Raw genomic sequence first — 18331 nt, 5'->3', positions numbered from 1 at the left:
CTGTCATCGCCCGGCTCGACCGGGCGATCCAGTATTCCGAGACGCCCGAGAGCGACCGAGAAGCCACGGCGTACTGGACACCCCGCTTTCGCGGGGTATGACAGTCGTCGTGGACCCTACGCCGGCGCGCCCGACTTCACGAGCTTGTAGATCACCGAATCCATCAGCGCCTGGAACGAGGCATCGATGATGTTCGGGGACACGCCGACCGTGGTCCAGCGATCGCCGTTCTCGTCCTCGCTCTCGATCAGGACGCGCGTGACCGCGCCGGTGCCGCCGTTGAGGATACGGACGCGGTAGTCGATCAGCGTCAGGCCCTCGATGTACTTCTGATACTTGCCGAGGTCCTTGCGCAGCGCGACGTCCAGCGCGTTGACGGGGCCGTTACCCTCGGCGGCCGAGATCAGATGCTCGCCGGCGACGTCGACCTTCACCACGGCCAACGCGACAGTGACGCGCTCACCAAGGGCGTTGTAGCGCTGCTCGACATTGACGTCGAACTGCTCGACCTCGAAATAATGCGGCACCTTGCCGAGCGTGCGGCGCGCCAGGAGATCGAACGAGGCGTTGGCCGATTCATAGGCGTAGCCCTGCGCCTCCCGCTCCTTCAATTCCTCGACCAGCCGGGTCAGCTTCGGATCGCTCTTCTCATAGGCGATGCCGGCGCGGTCGAGCTCGGCGATGACGTTGGAGCGGCCGGCCTGGTCCGAGACCAGCACCTTGCGGTGATTGCCGACCGTCTCCGGCAAGACGTGCTCATAGGTCTGCGGATCCTTCATCACCGCGGAGGCGTGAATGCCTGTTTTGGTGACGAAAGCGCTCTCCCCGACGTAGGCCGCATGCCGGTTCGGCACGCGGTTGAGCATGTCGTCGAGCGTGCGCGAGACCTTGACCAGTGTCGCCAGCTTCTCCGGTGTGACGCTGATCTCGAAGGCGTCCGAAAACTCCTTCTTCAATTTCAGCGTCGGGATCAGCGAGCAGAGATTGGCGTTGCCGCAGCGCTCGCCGAGGCCGTTCAGCGTACCCTGGATCTGCCGCGCCCCGGCGCGAACCGCGGCGAGCGAATTCGCCACCGCCTGCTCGGTGTCGTTATGAGCGTGGATACCGACGTGATCGCCGGGGATGTGCTTCGTGACCTCGGTGACGATGGCCTCGACCTCGTTCGGCATGGTGCCGCCATTGGTGTCGCACAACACCACCCAGCGTGCGCCGGCCTCATAGGCGGCCTTGGCACAGGCGAGCGCAAAGCTCGCATCTTCCTTGTAGCCGTCGAAGAAATGCTCGCAGTCGAGCATGACCTCGCGGCCGGCGGCCTTTGCGGCCGCGACGCTGTCGTGGATCGAGGCGAGGTTTTCCTCTTTCGTCGTCTCCAGTGCGACGCGCACCTGATAGGCGGAGGACTTTGCGACGAAGCAGATCGCGTCGGCCTTGGCTTCCAGAAGCCCGGCGACGCCGGGATCGTTGGAGACCGAGCGCCCTGCCCGCCGCGTCATGCCGAACGCGGTGAAGCGCGCGTGGTTCAGCTTCGGCTTAGCGCCAAAGAATTCGGTGTCGAGCGGATTGGCGCCGGGATAGCCGCCCTCGACATAGTCGATGCCGAGCTCGTCGAGCATCGCCGCGATCACCTGCTTGTCGGTCAGCGTGAAATCGACGCCGTTGGTCTGCGCGCCGTCGCGCAGCGTGGTGTCGAACAGATAAAGGCGCTCCTTGCTCATTGTTGCGCTCCGAGCGTCTTCTTCATGGTGGTGTTGGCGAGCCATTCGTCATTGATGGTGACGCTGTTGCGCTGCTGGGCCGTGTAGCCGCGCTTGGCGAAGAAATTCTGCGCGGTGTCGCTGGCGTCGACCGTGAGGGCCGCAGCGCCACGGCCGCCGGCGAGCTTTTCCAGCGCGTCGATCAGCATGGTCGCGATGCCCTGCCGGCTGACGGCCGGATGCACGTAGAGCATGCGGATGTGATCGGCACCGCGCAGCGAGGCGAAGCCGACGGGCGAGCCGTCCAGCGTGGCGATCAGCGTCAGGTCGGAGGTGAGCCGCTTGCCGAACTCCTCGGTTTCGGCCGCCTCCATCCAGGCTTCCTGCTGCGCCTCGCTGTAGTCGTCGCCGGTCAGCTCCTGGATGCTGGCGACGTAGATCGCGGCCAGCATCGGCACGTCGGCCGGCAAAAACGGCCGCAAGCCGGGCTTGGGATGCGCTTGTGCCATCACGCGAGCTCCCAGGTCGTCACCGGTTTGCCGTCGGCATCCTTGCCATCCTTGATCACGACGCCCTTGGCCGCGAGCTCATCACGGATACGATCGGATTCCTTGAAGTCCTTGCGCGCACGCGCTGCCGTACGCTCCGCAATCAGGCGATCGATCTCGCCGGCGTCGACGCCGCTCGCCTGCCGCTTGCGGCCTTCCCACTGCGCGACGCTCTCGGACAGGAAGCCGAGCAGACGCAGCGACGCCGAAAGACCGGCCGCATCGGACGAATTGCGCAGACCATGCAGCGCCGCGATGGCCTGCGGCGTATTGAGGTCGTCGAGCAGTGCTTCGACCACGGACGACGCCGGCTTTGACGGCGCGACATCGGCCGCAAAGCGATACCAGTCGTTGAGCGTCTTGGCGCTCTCCTCCAGCGACTTCATGGTCCAGTCGATCGGCGACGTGTAATGCGTCTTCAGCATGTTGAGGCGCAGCACCTCACCCGGCCAGTCCGCGAGCAGCTCGTGGATGGTGATGAAGTTGCCAAGGCTCTTCGACATCTTCTCGCTCTCTACCTGCAGGAAGCCGTTGTGCATCCAGTAATTCGCCATGCGCTGCTGGTGGAAGGCGCAGCAAGTCTGGGCGACCTCGTTCTCGTGATGCGGAAACACGAGATCGATACCGCCGCCATGGATGTCGAACTGTTCGCCGAGATGCTTCCAGGCCATGGCCGAGCACTCGATGTGCCAGCCCGGGCGTCCCTCGGCCTTGATCCCGGCCGGCGACGGCCAGGACGGCTCGCCAGGCTTCGATGGCTTCCACAGCACGAAGTCGGTCGAATCCTTTTTGTAGGGCGCGACGTCGACGCGCGCGCCGGCGATCATTTCGTCGAGCGACCGCTTCGACAGCGCGCCATAGCGCGGCAGCGTGGAGTTGGCCGCGTTCATCACCTGCGGCGAGAACAGTACGTGGTCCTCGGCGGCGTAGGCGAACCCGCCCTTGATCAGCCGTTCGATGATCTCGCGCATCTCGCCGATGTGCTCGGTCGCGCGCGGCTCGACGCTCGGCCGCAGCGCGCCGAGCGCGTCGACGTCAGCGTGAAACTGCTTGCCGGTCTGTTCGGTGACCTTACGGATCGCCTCGTTCAGCGGCAGCCCCGGAAAATCCCGCGCGGCGCGGTCGTTGATCTTGTCGTCGACGTCGGTGATGTTGCGGACATATTTGACATGCGCCTCGCCGTAGAGATGGCGGAGCAGCCGAAACAGCACGTCGAACACGATCACCGGCCGCGCATTGCCGATATGGGCGAAGTCATAGACGGTCGGTCCGCAGACATACATGCGGACGTTCTTCGCATCGAGCGGCACGAAGGCGCGCTTTTCCCGGCTCAGCGTATCGTAAAGACGCAATTCCATATGGACACCTGTCGGCTGTTGGCCGGGCGTCCAGTGCTCTCAATGTGGTTGAGAAAAGACGGCTCCAGCCAGCGAATCGCTAGCTCGTAATCTCGCGGCAAATAATGCAGATGGCGAGGAGACCGTTCATGCGGCGACATATGGGCTATGAGGCGCCCTTTCGTCAAGAGAGCCGCGAAAATGCCGGTTTATCTCCGCAATGCGCGGCCGCCCGCCCTGATGGTTCATGATCCTTAACCATTTGAGCCCATTCTGGAACCGGCAGCTCCTCCTTTTGCCCCAAGGTGATTTCATGCGGTCCCTGCTCGCGCTCATTTCCTGCGCCTCCATCCTTGCGGCATCCAGCGCCTTCGCCGAGACCCGCGTCTTCATCATCGCCAACCAAGCCGACGGCTACGGCGTCGACCAATGCCTGGCCAAGGGCGAGAAATGCGGTGCGCAGGTCGCCCGCACCTACTGTCAGTCACGGGACTTTGCGCAGGCATCGGCCTACCGCCGGGTCGATCCCGATGAAATTACCGGGTCTGTCCCCAAATCCGGCGCAAACTGCTCCCATGGCCATTGCGACGAATATGTCGCAATCACCTGCCAGCGCTGAATTCGCTCGGAACTGGCGGACTTTAGGACCCGTTTGCGGCCCCTGAAACGACGTGACGATGCCGCAGGAAGCGGCTATTGGAGGGCGCGCTTCGGCCCGCCAAATCACATTCGAAGTCACTTGGGGCCGTGACATCGCTAGAATGGCGGATATGCCTGAATTTTTGTCCCTGTCCCGTCCCCGCTCCCTGCTTGCCTGCACCGTGCTTCTCAGCGTCGTGCTCGCCACTGACGCCTTTGCTCAGGCCGGCCCGCCCGGCGCACCGCCGCCTCCGCCCGCCCAAGGCGGTCTCGGACCGAACCCGATGTGCGTGCGCCTGGAAGGACAGCTTGCCGCGCTCGACCGCGGCGGCAGCAGCGATCCCGCGCGCGACGACCAGATCCGCCGCTACCAGGATTCCCAGACCCGCCAGCAAGCCGAGCTCGATCGCGTCACCATGCAGGCCAAGCGCATGGGCTGCGATTCCTCCGGCTTCTTCTCGCTGTTCAACGGCCAGTCGGCGCAATGCGGCCCGGTCAACACCCAGATCCAGCAGATGCGCGCCAATCTGGACCAGATCACCGGCAATCTCGAACGCCTGCGCGGTGGCGGTCCCGGCGGCGGCAGCCCCGAACGCGACAGCCAGCGCCGCTCGGTGCTGATTGCGCTTGCGCAGAACAATTGCGGCCCGCAATACGCCAACGCCGCGCAGTCGCAGGGCGGCAACTTCCTGAGCAATCTGTTCAACGGCGGCAACAACCCCAATAATCCGCCCGGCGCGCCACCCGCCGATCTCGGCGGCCCGCAGTCCGGCACCTATCGCACCGTGTGCGTGCGCACCTGTGACGGCGCCTATTTCCCGATCTCGTTTGCGACCGTGCCGGCGCGCTTCCCCGACGACGAGAAGACCTGCAAGGCGCTGTGCCCGGCGGCCGAAGCCGTGCTCTATGCCCACCGCAATCCCGGCGAGGACATGAGCTCGGCGGTGTCCATCAGCGGCCAGCCCTACACGGCGCTGCCGACCGCCTTCAAATTCCGCAGCGAGTTCAACCCGTCCTGCTCTTGCAAAGCGGCGGGCCAGACCTGGGCCGACGCGCTGAAATCGGCCGATGACAAGGCGGCCGTCGAGCAGCAGGGCGACATCATCGTCACCGAGGAGAGCGCCAAGAAGATGCAGCAGCGGCAGCTCACCAAGGGCGCGCCCGCGAACGCCAAGAAGGGCGCAGCTCCCGCGCCGACGACGGCGACGGCACCTGCCGCGACGCCGCCTGCGGAGACGAGCACCACGGCCGCGTCGGAGAACAAGCCGATCCGCTCGGTCGGACCCAGCTTCCTGCCGCAGCAGCAGAAGTAAGGTTTCTTACTTCCCTTCTCCCCTTGCGGGAGAAGGTGGCAAAGGCGGCCTTCGGCCGCCGTTCTTGAGAACGCCGATGCTACGCATCGGCTATGGCGCCGGATGAGGGGTTCTATCCGCGCTCGCATGTGTACATGAGAGTACGCGGATAGAACCCCTCACCCGACTGAATTCGTTTCGACGACCGTGCTGCCCTCTCCCGCAAGGGGCGAGGGCGCAATGGCGCCCATCTCGCCCGCAGTACGAGAGGTACCGCAAAGGTCAGCCTACCCTACCCCTCGAACGCGTCGATCGACGCCTTGCTGCCGCGCGAGACCAGGGTCTCGTCGGGCGCGGGCAATGTCTCGCCCCGGTCGCGGAAGCGGTTGGTGATGGGATAGCGGCGGTCGCGGCCGAAATTCTTCCGCGTCACTTTCACGCCGGGCGCGGCCTGGCGGCGCTTGTATTCGGCAACGTTGAGGAGATGGTCGATGCGGGTCACCGTCTCGCGGTCGAAGCCCGCGGCGATGATCTGGTCGAGCGGCTCCTCGCGTTCGACCAGACGCTCGAGGATCGCATCGAGCACCTCGTAGGCCGGCAGTGAGTCCTGATCGGTCTGGTTCTCACGCAGCTCCGCCGTCGGCGGGCGCGTGATGATATCGGGCGGGATCACCTCGCCCGCGGGTCCGAGCGCGCCGTCGGGCTTCCATGCATTGCGCAGCGTCGCCAGCCGGAACACCTGCGTCTTGTAGATATCCTTGATCGGGTTGAAGCCGCCGTTCATGTCGCCATAGAGCGTGGCGTAGCCGACCGACATTTCCGACTTGTTGCCTGTCGTCACCACCATCAGCCCGGTCTTGTTGGAGATCGCCATCAACAGCGTGCCGCGGGTGCGAGCCTGGAGGTTTTCCTCGGTGATATCGGGCGGCAGGTTCTTGAAGATGCCGGACAGGATGGTTTCGAACCCGCCCACCGCTTCCGCGATCGGCAACACCTCGTAGCGGATGCCGAGATGGCCGGCGAGCTCGCCCGCGTCGGCAATCGAGTGTGCCGCCGTGTAGCGATAAGGCAGCATCACGCCGTGTACCTGGTCGGCGCCGAGCGCATCGACCGCGATCGCCGCGCAGAGTGCGGAATCGATGCCGCCGGAGATGCCGAGCAGCACGCCGGGAAAACCGTTCTTGCTGACGTAGTCGCGCAAGCCGAGGACGCAGGCCGCATAGTCGGCCTTGTCGCCCTCGGGCTGCTCCACGATCGGACCCGTGCAACGCCAATCGCCGCCGTTTCTGATGAAGCGCAACGTCGTGACGTTCTCCTCGAACGCCGGCAGTTGCGCGGCGAGCGAAAGATCGCCGTTGAGCGCGAACGACGCGCCGTCGAACACGAGTTCGTCCTGACCGCAGACCTGGTTGAGATAGACCAGCGGCAAGCCGCTCTCGGTGACCCGCGCGACCGCCACCGACAGACGCACATCGTTCTTGTCGCGGGCATAGGGCGAGCCGTTCGGCACCAGAATGATCTCGGCGCCGGTCTCGGCCAGCGTCTCGACCACGTTCTCGTAGTCCTCGGACTCTTCCAGCCAGATGTCCTCGCAGATCGGCACGCCGATCCGCACGCCGCGCACGGTGACGGGGCCTGCCGCCGGCCCGCGCGCAAACAACCGCTTCTCGTCGAACACGCCGTAGTTCGGCAGATTGCATTTGAAGCGCAAGCCGGCGATGCGGCCGCCGTCGAGCAGCGCACAGGCATTGTAGAGCCTGCCATCCTCGACCCAGGGCGTGCCGACCAGCAACGCCGGGCCGCCGTCAGCGGTCTCACGCGCGAGCGCTTCGATTGCCGAACGGCAGGCGGCCTGGAACGCGGGCTTCTGCACCAGATCTTCCGGCGGATAGCCGGCGATGAACAATTCCGGGAACAGTACGAGATCGGCGCCATCGGCGATGGCTCGCGCGCGTGCCGAGCGAACCTTCGCGGCATTGCCCTCGATATCGCCCATGGTCGGATTGAGCTGGGCGAGCGTGACCGCGAATGCGTTGAGACGTTCGGTCATGGCCGCCTCGTCCAGCTAGAGGAACCCCAGACGTTCGATGATCGCGATGATCCAGAACGCGCCGGCCATCAGCAGCGCAACGCCAACCGCGGCCGAGCCCATGTCCTTGACCCGCCCGATCTGCTTGTCGTGATCCATGGTCAGGCGGTCGGCGAGCTTCTCGATCGCGGTGTTGAGCAACTCGACCACCAGCACGAAGGCGACCGAGCAAACCAGCTCGACCGCGCGCGTCGCGCTGGCGGCGACGAACCACGCCACCGGCAGCGACAGGATCAGCGCAAAAATCTCCTCGCGGACGGCCTGTTCCGAGCGGAACGCAAAGGCCAGACCGTTGCGGGAATTGATCGTGGCCTTCCAGATCCGCAGCAAGGTCTTAGAGCCCCGCCGCGGCCGGCATCGGCCTGACCTTGCCGGCGCGTTCCTGCTTCAGCAGTTCGGCGACCAGGAAGGCCATGTCGATGGATTGCTCGGCATTGAGGCGGGGATCGCAGACCGTGTGGTAGCGGTCGTTGAGGTCCTCGTCCGTGATGGCGCGGGCGCCGCCGATACATTCGGTGACGTCCTGGCCGGTCATCTCCAGATGCACGCCGCCGGCATGCGTCCCTTCCGCGGCGTGGATGGTGAAGAACGACTTCACTTCCGACAGCACGCGATCGAACGGCCGCGTCTTGTAGCCCGTGGTCGAGGTAATGGTGTTGCCGTGCATAGGATCGCACGACCAGACCACCACCTTGCCCTCGCGCTTCACGGCGCGGATCAGGCCCGGCAGATGGTCGGCGACCTTGTCGGAGCCGAAGCGGTTGATCAGCGTCAACCGGCCCGGCTCGTTGTCGGGGTTGAGCACGTCGATCAGCTTCAACAGCTCGTCCGGCTTCAGCGACGGACCGCACTTCAGGCCGATCGGGTTCTTGATGCCGCGGAAATATTCGACATGGCCGTGATCGAGCTGGCGGGTGCGGTCGCCGATCCAGATCATGTGGCCCGAGGTCGCGTACCAGTCGCCGGTCGTGGAATCGACGCGGGTCATGGCCTGCTCGTAGCCAAGCAGCAGCGCCTCATGGCTGGTGTAGAAATCGGTGGCGCGCAGCTCTGGATGGCTCTCGAGATCGAGGCCGCAGGCGCGCATGAAGTTGAGCGCGTCCGAGATGCGGTCGGCCAACTCCTTGTAGCGGCGGGACTGCGGACTATCCTTGAGGAAGCCGAGCATCCACTGATGCACGCTGCCGAGATTGGCGAAGCCGCCGGTCGCAAACGCGCGGAGCAGGTTCAGCGTCGCGGCCGACTGGCGATAGGCCATCAGCTGGCGCTGCGGATCCGGCACGCGCGCTTCCTTGGTGAAGGCGATGTCGTTGACGATGTCGCCGCGATAGCTCGGCAGCTCGACGCCGTTGAGCTTCTCGGTCGGCGACGAGCGCGGCTTTGCAAACTGGCCGGCGATGCGGCCGACCTTCACCACCGGCACCGCGCCGGCATAGGTCAGCACCACCGCCATCTGCAGCAGCACGCGGAAGAAATCGCGGATGTTGTTGGCGCCGTGCTCGGCAAAGCTCTCGGCGCAATCGCCGCCCTGCAACAGGAAGGCGTCGCCGGCCGCGACACGGGCCAGCGCCTTCTTCAGATTGCGCGCCTCGCCGGCAAACACCAGCGGCGGAAAGGTTGCAAGCTGCGCCTCAACGTCGGCCAGGGCCTTGGCGTCGGGATAATCGGGCACCTGTAGCACCGGCTTGCTGCGCCAGGACTCGGGCGTCCACCGCTCGGACATCGCAATCTCTCCGTGAAGCAAAAAAGTGCAACCTGATCTGTGGGTTGCGAGGGCCGCCTTATACACAGGCTAAAGCGACACCGCCAGTTGTAAATCCATTTTGTGACGCAAACCCTTGCGAGAAAAGCTGAATTCGCATTTGCTGGGGGAGGCAGAGGAAACCGGCAAGACAGCTTCCACCCATGGACGCGCCACTGGACGACGTTTTCATCGACGAGATCAGCTTCCCGGCGACCGACGGGTATGCGCTGACCGGCACCCTGTTCCTGCCGCGTGGCGCCAAGCGGCATGCCGTCCTGATCAACTCGGCGACCGCCGTCCCGCGAAGGATCTATCGCGGCTTTGCCTCCTATCTCGCCCATCGCGGCTGCGCGGTGCTCACTTACGACTATCGCGGCATCGGCGACTCCCGGCAGCCGGCGATGGTCGGCTACAACCAGCCGAAATCGCTGGTCGGCTTCAAGGCCTCGATGTCCGACTGGGCCGCGCAGGACGTCACCGCCGCGGTACGCTGGATGCGCGAGCGCTATCATGGCCTGCCGCTTGCCTATGTCGGTCACTCCTTCGGCGGCCAGGCGCTCGGGCTGATCGACAACAACAGCGAGATTTCGCGCGCGGCGTTCGTGGCCTCGCAGGCCGCGACCTGGCGGCTGATGACGTCGCCGGAGAAATACCGCGTCTTCGCCTTCATGAATTGCGTCGGCGTGCCGCTGGTCCACGCGCTCGGCTATGCGCCGGGCTGGGTCGGCATCGGCGAGGATTTGCCCAAGGGCGTCTTCCTGCAATGGGCCGATTGGGTCTCAAGCCCGCGCTATCTGTTCGATTCCAAGCTGCCGGCGCTGGAGAATTTTACGAAGTTCAAGGGCGAGCTGCGCGCGCTCTGCTTCTCCGACGATCCCTGGGCAACGCGGCCGGCGGTCGAATTGCTCGCGTCCGGCTTCACCGCGATCAAGCCGGAGGTGCTGACGGTGAAGCCGTCCGACGTCGGCGCCAAGACGATCGGCCATTTCGGCTTCTTCCGCCCCGAGCACCGCGACACGCTGTGGCGCGGCGTGGCGGAATGGATCCAGGGCGAGTGAGGGTCAGACGGTTGCCGCCGGCAATTTGACGACGACACGCAATCCGGTTCGCCCGGCCTCCGTCATGTTCACCGCTTCGATCGACCCACCGAGCCGATCGACGATCCGCTTCACGATCGCGAGGCCCAGGCCCGCGCCCTCGCCCTCCGGACGCTGCCCTCGGAAAAACGGCTCGAAGATCCGATCGATCTCGTCGGCGGAAACGCCGGGCCCGGTGTCCTCGATTTGAAGCACACCCGTCGCACCGTCCTGGTAGATCGCCACATCGATCCTGCCACCTTCCGGCGCGAACCGGAGCGCGTTGTCGATGAGATTTCGGATCATGGCGGTGAGCATGACGGGCTCGCCCCGCACCGGTACAGGCTCAGCTCGTGCGAAGCCGAGATCGACGCCACGGCTGATCGCGTCCCGCAACAGATCGGCAATCACCCCTCTCGCCGCGCGATCGAGCTCCACGACCTCGCTTTGGGCGCGATCGGAAGGCGTCGCGTCATGCCGCGCCAGCGCCAGCAATTGTTCCAGGAGATGCTTGCTGCGGCGCATGCCCTGCCGGAGCGCCGCAAGCCGTTCGCGCGCCGCAGGCGGCAGTTCGACCTGATCGAGATTCTCCGCCTGCAGGCTCAGTGCCGTCAGCGGTGTCCGCAGCTCATGCGCGGCATCGGCGATGAACCTGCGCTGCTGCTCCATCATGTCGTGCACGCGGCGCAGCAAGCCGTTGATCGAGGATACGAACGGGTTGAGTTCGCTCGGGAGGTCGTGAAGCGGGAGCGCCGTCATGTCATCGGCGGGCCTGGTATCGAGATCGCCTGCCAGACGCACCATCGGGCGCAACGATCGCGCGATGACGAAGGCGATCACCAGCATCAGGCAGGGAATGAGCATCGCAATCGGCAGTACGGTACGGAACGCCATGTCGCCCGCGATCTCATCACGAACGCCCGTGCTCTGCGCCACTGCAAAGCGGCTGCCGTCGGACCGCGTCCGCAGCACCACGCGGACCGGCTTTCCCTTTCGCGTCGCGTCGCGCATCCCGTCCTGAAGCCGCCACAACTGACGCTCCTCTTGCGTGCCTTGCGGCGTCTTGCCCAATTCCATCAACCAGACTTCGGAGTCCTTATCGACCCCATGGAGGTCCTGAGTTCCCGTGAGACCGCCGCCTTGAACCAGACCCGCGATCTGGATCAGGACGGAGTCCTGCGTCTCGATGGCCTCGTCGAATGCCCACCGGTGTGCAAATACGCCGCCGACCAGACCGGTCAGCAGGACAATCGCCGTCAAGCTGATGAACAGCCGGCCGCGCAGCGACTTGATCATGGCGCGCGATCCACCATCCATCCCATGCCGCGCACGTTACGGATCGCCTCCGTGCCGAGCTTCTTGCGGATGGTGTGGATCAGAAATTCGACCGCATTGCTTTCGACTTCCTCGTTCCAGCCGTAGAGCTGCCGCTCGAGCTCGCTCCGCGACAGGATCGTACCGGGCCGCGCCAACAAGGCCTGGAGCAGAGCGAACTCACGCGCGGTCAGAACGGACGTCTGGCCGTACAGCGAAGCCTCGCGGGTCGCGGGATCGAGACTGAGCTTGCCGTTGCCAAGCACTGCAGGCGCACCACTGCCTTCGCGGCGCGTCACCGCGCGCATTCGCGCCAGCAACTCGCGGATCTCGAACGGCTTGACCAGGTAATCGTCCGCGCCGAGATCGAGCCCCTCGATCCTGTCGTCGAGTGCATCGCGCGCCGTCACGATGATGACGGGAAGCTTGCGGCCATCCGCACGCAGTCGCCGCAAGATATCGCGACCATCGGCATTCGGCAGACCGAGATCGAGCAGCAGCACCTCGTAGGACTCGCTTGCCGCGGCGAGCAACGCGGTCTCGCCATCCCTGACCCAGTCGACGGCGTAGGCGGCGTCCCTCAGCGCCTGTTCGACGGCCGCTCCGACCATCCTGTCGTCCTCGATCAGCAAAACCCGCAAGCTTCGATCCTCAAAATCGCCAGGCCATCCGGCCGTCAAAATCATGCCCGCGCCGACTTAGCGCAGAGTTAGGACGCTCCAGCGGGCCCAAATTGCGGCGAAGACCACCCTGCTCGGAAAATTCCCGCCCCTAAGCCGGGCCTAAGTCGCCTGCGCGACGGTCCGGCATCGCTTCGGCTTCGGGAGATTTGGGCGTGTCGCAATATTCAGGCTTTGGCGCAAGGCAGATGCTGAACAAGGTTCCGGAGGTCACCGCGATCTTCTGGATCATCAAGATCCTCTCGACCACGGTCGGCGAGACCGGCGCCGACTATCTTGCGGTGCATATCGGCCTCGGCGCGAGCGTGACCGCAATCTGCATGACGGGCCTGCTGGTTGCCGCACTCCTCGCGCAACTCAATCGCCGCGCCTACGTGCCGTGGATCTACTGGCTCACCGTCGTCCTCGTCAGCATCGTCGGCACCCAGCTCACCGATCTCCTGACCGACAAGCTCGAGATCAGCCTCTATGTCAGCACCGCCGCGTTCGCCGCCGCGCTCGCCGCAACATTTGCGGTCTGGTACGGCATCGAGCGTACGCTGTCGATCCACAGCATCGTCTCGACACGGCGCGAGCTGTTCTACTGGACGGCGATCCTGTTCACCTTCGCACTCGGCACTGCGGCCGGCGATCTCGCGACCGAAGCACTCGGCCTTGGTTTCCAGCTCGGCGTCGTCGCCTTCGGCGCGCTGATCGTCGCGGTCGCATTGGCTTACGCTATCGGCGGCAACCCCGTCCTCACGTTCTGGCTCGCCTACATCCTCACCCGCCCGCTCGGCGCATCGCTCGGCGATCTGCTGTCGCAGTCGCACGAGTATGGCGGCATGGGCCTCGGCACGATCCAGACCAGCATCGTCTTCCTCACCGTGATCGTCGGCCTCGTTGCCTGGGTGACGTTCGAGGGCGAAGGCGCGCGCCGCGCCGGCCCGGCGCAGTAACCCAATCACAGCATTGAACGCTCCTGCACGACGCAGGAGCTACACCAGGAGAGACCAATGAAACTCATCCCCGCGCTTGCCGTTTGCCTCGTGACGACCTTCTCCGGCGAACCAAACATGAGTGCGAGCCAGCACTTCACCTTCGTCCCGCTCGCGGAGGCCGCGACCGCAAAGCTCGGCGACCTCACCCCATTCCGCAGCATCGTCGTCGATGTCGCCGCGCTGGTCGACAAGGGCGACCTGCCCGGTGCCAAGACAAGGATCAAGGACCTCGAGACCAGATGGGACGAGGCCGAGGCCGGATTGAAGCCACGCGCGGCGGCCGACTGGCACACGGTCGACAAGGCGATCGATCGCGCACTCGAGGCGCTGCGCGCAAGCACGCCGGATGCCGCAAAATGCAAGCAGGCGATCACCGATCTGCTTGCGATCATGGATAGCGTCGCCAAGGCGTGAGGCGACAACGAGGAACACCATGCAAGATTACGCTAAGAGCAGCCTCCTCGGCGAAAGCAAGGTCCCCGAGGTCACGCTCGGCTTCTGGATCATCAAGATCGCCGCCACGACACTGGGCGAGACTGGCGGCGACACCGTCACGATGACGCTGAACTGGGGCTACCTCGCCGGCACAGGCCTGTTCCTGGCGGCGATGATCGTCCTGGTCGCCGCACAAATCCGTGCGCGCAAATTCAATCCGGCGCTGTATTGGGCGACCATCGTGGCCTCGACCACCTTCGGCACCACGATGGCCGATTTCGCCGACCGCTCGCTCGGCATCGGCTATACCGGCGGCTCCACGCTCCTTCTCGCCTGCCTCGTGCTGGTGCTCGGCCTCTGGTATCGCACCGAAGGAACGATCTCGGTCAACAGCGTCAGCACACCACGGGTCGAGGCCTTCTATTGGGGCGCCATCACCTTCTCGCAGACGCTCGGCACCGCGCTCGGCGACTGGATCGCCGACACCGGCGACATGGGCTATCGCGGCGGCGCACTGATCTTCGCGAGCGGCCTGGCCGTCATCGCAGCACTTTACCTCTGGACTCGCGTCTCACGCGTCACGCTGTTCTGGGCCGCGTTCATCCTGACGCGACCGCTGGGGGCGACCGTCGGCGACTTCCTCGACAAGCCGCTCGATCACGGCGGACTTGCTCTTAGCCGGCCACTGGCCTCGGCCGTGATCGCGGTGTTCATGGTGGTTTGTCTGCTGCTGATTCCGCAACGCGCGGGACAGCATCCCGGCGACCACTCGCTCAGCCGAACGTAAAGGCGTAGGCCTGGACGCCGGGATCGAGGAAGCGGATTTCGAAGGTGTGGTCGGCGACCGTGTCCGGCGTCCGGACGAGTTGATAGAGCCGCTGCGTCGTCACCAGGCCGTTGCCCTCGGCATCCGCGTCCATGCCATGCGCGGCGCCGGGTGGCTTGCCATCGATGGTGATGCGGAAGCGGATGCTGGCGCCTTCGGTGGCGGGACCGAGCACCAGGTGCAGGTCGCGGGCATGGAAGCGATAAACGATGCTGCCGTCAGGCGCGTTCAACTGCGCACGCTCGGGGCCGACCGTCCAATTGCCGGTCAGCGACCAGTCGTTGAGCTGCGGCTCGCCCGCAGCATAGACGTGGCTCTCGTCCTTCGCCACGCCGCCGGGCGAGACGAAATTCTCGCTGCGATCACAGCCGACATAGGTCTCGGGCGATTTGACTTCGGCGCCGTCGGAGGCCGCCGCCTCCGCGCCCGACGCCTTGACCGCGACGATGTCGGACGGGACGTTCTTGTTCCCGGCCTCAGCAAGCAGCGTCTGGATGACGCGCTCGGACTCCGCGTATTCGCCTTCACCATAATGATGGTGACGGACTTTGCCGTTGGCATCGATGAAGTAATGCGCCGGCCAGTACTGGTTCTCGAACGAGCGCCAGATCTTGTAGTCATTGTCGATCGCGACGGGATAGCTGATCTTCAACGTCGACACCGCATTCTTGACGTTGGCGACATTGCGCTCGAAGGCGAATTCGGGCGCGTGCACGCCGATCACCACGAGGCCGCGGTCGCGATATTTCTCCGCCCAGGCGCGGACATAGGGGATCGAGCGCAGGCAGTTGATGCAGGAATAGGTCCAGAAGTCGACGAGGACGACCTTGCCTTTCAGCGCCTCGAAGGTCAGCGGCGGCGAGTTCAGCCACTCCTGCGCACCGGCGAGCTTGGGATCGAGATCCTCGACCATGAGCATATCCGACGCGTTCTCGCCGCCCGGCTTCGCCTGCATCGACGTATCAGTCATCGCGGTCTTCGCGTTCGGATGCAATCTGTCGAGTAGCGCCTGCTCCAGCGACGTCGTGCTGCCGACCGAGAGGTTGGTGAGGACGCCGGTGTCGAGGCCGAGCGAGATGGCAATAACAGCCGCGAGCACGGCCACGCCGACGCCCCGCCTGATCCATTCGCCGGCGCCGATCGAGCGCTTCATCGCGGCGAAGACGCGGCCGCCGACCAGCAAAGCCAGCGCCAGCGAGGTTGCGGCGCCCGCCGCATAGACCAGAAGCAACAGCGCGGTTCCGGCGTTGGCGCCCTGAAGCGCGGCGCCGGTCAGGATCAGGCCGAGCACCGGACCCGCACAGGGCGCCCAGAGAAAGCCGGTGGCAATTCCGAGCACGAACGGCGCGACAAGGCTGTCCTCGCCCGGCTCACTCGCCGATTGCGACATCCGCGCACCAACGGCCACCAGCGGCCGCATCAGGCGGTCGGCGAGCTCCGGAAACACCAATGTCAGGCCGAACAAGGCGAGCAGGACCAGCGCGGCGCCACGTCCATATTGGTTGGCGGAGACGACCCAGCCTCCCGCGACCGACGCCAGCGTCGCGACGACGGCAAACGCGAGCGACATGCCGATCAGCATCGGCAGGCCGTTCCGCAGGAACGGACGATCGGCGCGCGCCAGCACGAAGGGGATGACCGGGAGGATGCAGGGGCTCACGATGGTCAGGACGCCACCGAGATAGGCCAGCAGGTAGAGGATCATGAGTCTGCTCTTATCACCGCTCGGAAGGAGCGATCTTCACAAGACCGTTTTCGGCAATAATGCCCTGCCCCTTGTCCGACAGCAGGAACAGCGCAAGCCGCGCAGCGGCCGGATTGTCCGTGAGCAGCACCAGTCCATAGGTCGCGACAACATCGATCTCCGGCGGCAGCCGCGACACCTTCAAGCCGGGAACCTCGCGCAAGGTCTGCTGCTGACCGCTGCAATAGACCAGCAGGAGATCGGCCTTGTCGGCAAGGAAGATGCTGGCGGCCGGTGAGTGCCCCTCGAGCGGCTTCATGGCGCCCGGGCCTCCGATCAGCTTCAGGGCCTTCTGGCTGAGCACGGCCTCAGCGCCGGCACGGACTGTCTCCGCCCGCTTGAACACCGCAAAAGCATAATCGCCACCGGGATCGACGAGCGGCGTCGACGTTGCCAGACGCATCTTGGGGTCCAGCATCGTCTCGAGTGCATTGGCCTCGGTCAGCCCCACCGCCTCGCGGCCGAACAGGCAGAGATTGTTGCGCGCGAACGGGATCATCAATGCCTGAGGCCGCTCCGCTGCCAGCGTGCGCGGATGCGCCGTATCGGCCGACAGAAAAAGATCGGTGGCCTCGCCCTTCTCGATCCGCTCACGCAGGCCGCCCGACGGGCCGAAGACGGGATCGGCGATTTGCGAGGCGTCGAGGCCGGCCGCCTTGATCGCCTGCTTCAAGGGAGCAACCAGGCTGCCGGCCGCATAAACGCGAGCTGGCTCGGCGCTGGCCGAGGAGACACTGATCGCGAGGAGGAACGCAGAGACGACGGAGCGTGAGGCTCGCATGGATTGACCTTCTTCCTGGACTGACCGGCGCGCCACCGTTCTAGAGCAGCCGCTCGTAAAATCCACCATAGGAGCCGTTCGGCTCGACCAGATGGACCTCCAGAATCCAGTGCCGCTCCCTACCGAGCTCATCAGGATCGCGCATCCGCTTATCATTTCCGGGCATGATACGATTGAGGTTCTTGTCGCCGGGGATGTGCGCATGCGCGAACTCACTGACGAGATGGCCGGCGATGACACCGCCAAACCGCCATCCCGCCTCCTCGGCCGCCTTCTGCGCAAACGCGTAGAGACCCTCGCCCGTCATATCCGGGGAGGCGTGATAGTGGGCCTGGATCCGGTCGAACACGACCGGGAGCGCGGCGACCAGCGGCCCGCCGGGATGATTACCCAACACATACGTACGCCCGAGGTCCGCTTCCCAATCCTCGAACACCGGGCCCAGATCGACATAGACGATGTCGTCGGCCTCGATCTCCCGGACCGGCGGATTGTCCGCGGCCAGGGTCAAGGTGTTCTCTCCGGCCCTCACGATGCGCTTGTGCCAATGCTTCTCGACGCCGAACCGGTCCAGGGCGATTTGATAAATCTCCTGCTCGATCTCGCGTTCGGTCCGGCCCGGCCGGATCAGGTTGCGCCCTTCGATCTCGTCAAAGAGCGTCTCCGCGCGTTTCTCCGCCTCGACCAGCGCCATGCGCCGCTCCGAAGGCGTTGCCTGTCCTTGCTTCACGCTTTGTCCTTTGTCCTATCGAGCCGCTTCGACCACGAGCTTACCTTCGCCGCGTGACGGGCCTTCCGGCCGGAGGCCCTGCCTCGATCAATTTTGCGGTGCACGCGTTGCAGATCAACGCGCATTCGTCCGAGACCAGACCGAGCTTGATGTCGAGGCCAATCCCGAGATCCTGATCCGCGAGGCCTGCGATGATCCCGTTACAACTCAAGCACCTGCGGGGCGCATCGACGCTGCGGCTGTCTTCGCCCATCGGCACAACGTGACGGGACATCGTGGGATCCTCTTCGCTTCCGGTCGTCGGCCTTCGTCTCGCTATATTTACTGGTATATATCGATTGCGGCAAGGCGGACCGGGGAGGAGCAAAAGGATCCGCCAGCTGCGCGCGACAAAATGGCCGACAAAGCTCGCCTCTGAAGAA

18 protein-coding genes are annotated in these 18331 nt (G+C 65.0%); 6 read left to right on the top strand and 12 right to left on the bottom strand.

All coding sequences use genetic code 11. The annotated features are described in order from the left end of the window. Positions 1–116: 116 nt before the first annotated feature. From cimA to cysS, 3 genes are read right to left on the bottom strand one after another with little or no spacing between them, the layout of a single operon-like run. Positions 117–1715 (bottom strand): citramalate synthase, encoded by a 1599-nt coding sequence (gene cimA, locus NLM31_RS18340; protein ID WP_254193159.1) that lies wholly within the window; start codon positions 1713–1715, stop codon positions 117–119. Then, positions 1712–2203, bottom strand: a complete 492-nt coding sequence (locus NLM31_RS18335; protein WP_254130703.1) for a GNAT family N-acetyltransferase — start codon at positions 2201–2203, stop codon at positions 1712–1714. The genes cimA and NLM31_RS18335 overlap by 4 nt, the downstream gene beginning before the upstream one ends. After that, a complete protein-coding gene (gene cysS, locus NLM31_RS18330; protein ID WP_254193158.1) occupies positions 2203–3600 on the bottom strand; it encodes a cysteine--tRNA ligase in 1398 nt (465 codons plus the stop codon). Before cysS ends, NLM31_RS18335 begins: the two co-directional genes overlap by 1 nt. Positions 3601–3892: 292 nt before the next feature. Here cysS and NLM31_RS18325 point away from each other — a divergent pair, with 292 nt between their 5' ends. Continuing rightward, entirely contained in the window at positions 3893–4198 is a 306-nt protein-coding gene (locus tag NLM31_RS18325; RefSeq protein ID WP_254130701.1) for a hypothetical protein, read from the top strand. Positions 4199–4340: 142 nt separating this feature from the next. Further along, complete coding sequence (locus NLM31_RS18320) at positions 4341–5531, top strand: DUF2865 domain-containing protein (RefSeq protein WP_254193157.1); 1191 nt, start codon at positions 4341–4343, stop codon at positions 5529–5531. Positions 5532–5802: 271 nt separating this feature from the next. Here NLM31_RS18320 and NLM31_RS18315 read toward each other — a convergent pair whose 3' ends face one another. The 3 genes from NLM31_RS18315 to NLM31_RS18305 are packed head-to-tail and all read right to left on the bottom strand — an operon-like array spanning position 5803 to position 9322. Continuing rightward, positions 5803–7560: an NAD+ synthase gene (locus NLM31_RS18315; protein ID WP_254130699.1), complete on the bottom strand. Its 1758-nt coding sequence runs from the start codon at positions 7558–7560 to the stop codon at positions 5803–5805. A gap of 15 nt (positions 7561–7575) precedes the next feature. After that, positions 7576–7929: a diacylglycerol kinase gene (locus NLM31_RS18310; RefSeq protein ID WP_254130698.1), complete on the bottom strand. Its 354-nt coding sequence runs from the start codon at positions 7927–7929 to the stop codon at positions 7576–7578. A 4-nt stretch (positions 7930–7933) separates the two neighbouring features. Continuing rightward, complete coding sequence (locus NLM31_RS18305; protein WP_254130697.1) at positions 7934–9322, bottom strand: class II 3-deoxy-7-phosphoheptulonate synthase; 1389 nt, start codon at positions 9320–9322, stop codon at positions 7934–7936. Between the two features lie 182 nt (positions 9323–9504). On the opposite strand from NLM31_RS18305, the gene NLM31_RS18300 reads away from it, so the two are divergent. Further along, positions 9505–10401 carry an alpha/beta fold hydrolase gene (locus tag NLM31_RS18300; RefSeq protein ID WP_254193156.1) on the top strand — a complete coding sequence of 299 codons (897 nt, stop codon included), beginning with the start codon at positions 9505–9507 and terminating at the stop codon, positions 10399–10401. Positions 10402–10404: 3 nt separating this feature from the next. On the opposite strand, the gene NLM31_RS18295 is transcribed toward NLM31_RS18300, so the two are convergent. Both NLM31_RS18295 and NLM31_RS18290 read right to left on the bottom strand, forming a co-directional pair. After that, positions 10405–11715 carry an ATP-binding protein gene (locus NLM31_RS18295; protein ID WP_254193155.1) on the bottom strand — a complete coding sequence of 437 codons (1311 nt, stop codon included), beginning with the start codon at positions 11713–11715 and terminating at the stop codon, positions 10405–10407. Next, entirely contained in the window at positions 11712–12374 is a 663-nt protein-coding gene (locus tag NLM31_RS18290; RefSeq protein ID WP_254130694.1) for a response regulator transcription factor, read from the bottom strand. The genes NLM31_RS18295 and NLM31_RS18290 overlap by 4 nt, the downstream gene beginning before the upstream one ends. A gap of 227 nt (positions 12375–12601) precedes the next feature. Here NLM31_RS18290 and NLM31_RS18285 point away from each other — a divergent pair, with 227 nt between their 5' ends. From NLM31_RS18285 to NLM31_RS18275, 3 genes are all read left to right on the top strand, one after another. Next, positions 12602–13351 carry a hypothetical protein gene (locus NLM31_RS18285; protein WP_254196224.1) on the top strand — a complete coding sequence of 250 codons (750 nt, stop codon included), beginning with the start codon at positions 12602–12604 and terminating at the stop codon, positions 13349–13351. Between the two features lie 117 nt (positions 13352–13468). Beyond that, positions 13469–13807 (top strand): hypothetical protein, encoded by a 339-nt coding sequence (locus tag NLM31_RS18280; RefSeq protein WP_254196223.1) that lies wholly within the window; start codon positions 13469–13471, stop codon positions 13805–13807. 19 nt (positions 13808–13826) lie between these two features. Next, a complete protein-coding gene (locus NLM31_RS18275) occupies positions 13827–14615 on the top strand; it encodes a hypothetical protein (RefSeq protein ID WP_254193154.1) in 789 nt (262 codons plus the stop codon). On the opposite strand, the gene NLM31_RS18270 is transcribed toward NLM31_RS18275, so the two are convergent. The 4 genes from NLM31_RS18270 to NLM31_RS18255 all read right to left on the bottom strand — a co-directional run bounded on the left by NLM31_RS18270 (position 14602) and on the right by NLM31_RS18255 (position 18183). Further along, positions 14602–16359, bottom strand: a complete 1758-nt coding sequence (locus tag NLM31_RS18270; protein WP_254193153.1) for a cytochrome c biogenesis protein DipZ — start codon at positions 16357–16359, stop codon at positions 14602–14604. The two genes, NLM31_RS18275 and NLM31_RS18270, sit on opposite strands and share 14 nt — an antisense overlap. Before the next feature lie 13 nt (positions 16360–16372). Then, positions 16373–17179, bottom strand: coding sequence for a substrate-binding domain-containing protein (locus NLM31_RS18265; RefSeq protein WP_254193152.1), 807 nt, complete (start codon positions 17177–17179; stop codon positions 16373–16375). Between the two features lie 40 nt (positions 17180–17219). After that, positions 17220–17873 (bottom strand): M24 family metallopeptidase, encoded by a 654-nt coding sequence (locus tag NLM31_RS18260; protein WP_254193151.1) that lies wholly within the window; start codon positions 17871–17873, stop codon positions 17220–17222. A gap of 76 nt (positions 17874–17949) precedes the next feature. Further along, positions 17950–18183 (bottom strand): hypothetical protein, encoded by a 234-nt coding sequence (locus tag NLM31_RS18255; protein WP_254193150.1) that lies wholly within the window; start codon positions 18181–18183, stop codon positions 17950–17952. Between the last annotated feature and the right edge of the window lie 148 nt (positions 18184–18331).

Source organism: Bradyrhizobium sp. CCGUVB4N (assembly GCF_024199945.1).
Taxonomy (GTDB): Bacteria; Pseudomonadota; Alphaproteobacteria; order Rhizobiales; family Xanthobacteraceae; genus Bradyrhizobium.
This window is presented reverse-complemented; position numbering and strand designations above follow the sequence as displayed.